At 45.8% G+C, this 2,116-nt stretch carries 2 protein-coding genes; both read left to right on the forward strand.

The annotated features are described in order from the left end of the window. Positions 1 to 482: 482 nt before the first annotated feature. Positions 483 to 1,643 carry a tyrosine-type recombinase/integrase gene (locus tag AYK67_RS00075; RefSeq protein WP_068080586.1) on the forward strand — a complete coding sequence of 387 codons (1,161 nt, stop codon included), beginning with the start codon at positions 483 to 485 and terminating at the stop codon, positions 1,641 to 1,643. A 220-nt stretch (positions 1,644 to 1,863) separates the two neighbouring features. After that, positions 1,864 to 2,116 (forward strand): hypothetical protein (locus AYK67_RS17320; protein WP_206597478.1); only part of this gene is annotated, 253 nt, incomplete at its 3' end.

Consider the following 2,116-nt stretch of genomic DNA (forward strand, 5'->3'; position numbering starts at 1 on the left):
AATACACTTGCGAAAACGGTTGCGAAGATCAAGCGAAAGCGGTGATGACATGAGAACTCCTCCTCATGTCAGTGAATCACAAATCGCTCAAGGTGCAATCACTTACGATTCAGGCTAATCGCAAGCCGCTTTAGATGCTACTATCATTTCCCACCCACATTTTCTGAGTAAGGCGCTGGAGAACCTGTCCTTTGTTGACGCGCACGCAAAAAGCCCTGCTTATTTTATTCTGCAGGTCTATTTCTATAATAGATATATAATGAAGATTCTTTGGTTGCGGGGGTAGGATTTGAACCTACGACCTTCAGGTTATGAGTTAGTATCTCCAGTTGTGCACGTACATTCATCAACGCACAAAAATAACCTTATCATACTGATTCAATTCATCTATTTATAGAGTTACGTGCACACACATTCACAATTTATGCTTGTATTTCGATTTCAATTGCTTCCATATAGCTTCCATAAAAGGAATTGGAAGCATGACAAAACTCTCTAAGAGAACCATTGATACTTTAGAAATCAAATCATCAGATTACTTCGTATGGGACGAAACCCTACCCGGCTTTGGCATTCGTATTATGCCATCAGGGCGTAAAAGCTTTCTCATTCAATACCGCGATGACAGCCGCCGCACCCGTCGCAAAGCCATTGGCAGATATGGCACCATTACCGTTGATGAAGCCAAACGCGAAGCAAGAGAACTACTGGCAGCCGTCACACGCGGTGAGAACCCCGCCGAAGAAGACAAACGCCAAAAAGCCAGTCCAACCGTTGCCGCTGTATGCGAGCGCTTTTTAAAAGAGTATGTGCCCTTGCACTGTAAAGCCAGCACCGCCAAAGAGTATAAGCGCTGCGTTGCGCTGTTTATCTGCCCTGCCATTGGTACCCACAAAATCAATAGTGTAAAGCGGTCCCATATTGCCAGCCTACAGGCAAAACACAGCGCGACCCCTTACCAAGCCAACCGCACCCTTGGCGTACTATCCATATTGTTTAAGCAGGCCGAGATTTGGGGGCTGCGCGAAGAAAATACCAACCCCTGCCGTAATGTTAAGAAATACGAAGAGAAGAAACGCGAACGTTTTTTAAGTACAGAAGAACTCCAACAACTCAGCACCTGTTTAAACCAGATGGAAGCGGCCAAGTTAGAGAGCCAAGCAGCGATTAACTGCATTCGCCTTTTGATCCTGACCGGTTGCCGCCTTGGCGAAATCCAGACCTTGAAGTGGGAGTACATCAAAGGCAATTCGGCTTACCTGCCAGATTCCAAAACAGGTGCCAAGCGCGTTTATCTTGCCCCTGCCACATTGGAGGTGCTGGCAGGTATCGAGCGGCTGGCAGATAATCCCTATGTGATTGTGGGCAAGCTGCCCGGCTCTCATTTGAGCGATATGCAAAAGCCGTGGCGGCGCATTCGTAAAGCTGCCAAGCTGGAAGATGTCCGATTGCACGACTTGCGACACTCGTTTGCCTCCAGCGCTGTTGGGCTGGGTGAAAGCCTGCCGATGATTGGTAAGTTATTAGGCCATAGCCAAGTACAAACCACCGCCCGCTATGCCCACTTGGCTGATGACCCTGTACATATGGCAGCGGCCCGCATTAGTGATGAGTTAGCGCAAATCATGTCGCGCACAGAATAACTTTAAAGAATATTTCTGGAAAAATGCTTGGAAGTGCTGCCCTTCTAAAATCTCCTTGAAGATTTTCTTTGAAAATTCATGGGAAGCGATAGTCGTTCAAGCATAATTCTTGGAATAATGCATTATAGGCGTCTTGTTAGTTATCGACGCAGCTAAGCGATTGATGCTAAATTCAAAACTATTAACTATAAGCCGCATAATATCTGAGAATTCTTTATAAATGACCCCTTTCGACATTTGGAGCAAAGGCGTTCCTCTTCAGCGATCCCCGTTATACTTTGCAAACAAGGACAAGAAAGCCGAGTTTCAGAGGCTTCGAGCTGAGAACTCCCTTAAAAAGATAATGGAGCGGACAAAAGCTCTTTATGATGAAGGTAAGCCTTTTCATGAAGCAATGTCTCACGCCTATATCTCTAATAATAGCAGTGAGATTTATAAGGGTTTTGAAGCGGTTATCACACAAGCCATTGAGA

This window comes from Polycladidibacter stylochi (assembly GCF_001562055.1).
In the GTDB taxonomy this organism is placed as follows: Bacteria; Pseudomonadota; Alphaproteobacteria; order Rhizobiales; family Stappiaceae; genus Pseudovibrio; species Pseudovibrio stylochi.

What these genes read in the sequence shown, in the direction of transcription:
- AYK67_RS00075 (WP_068080586.1), top strand. Translation starts at nt 483, where the DNA reads ATGACAAAACTCTCTAAGAGAACCATTGATACTTTAGAAATCAAATCA.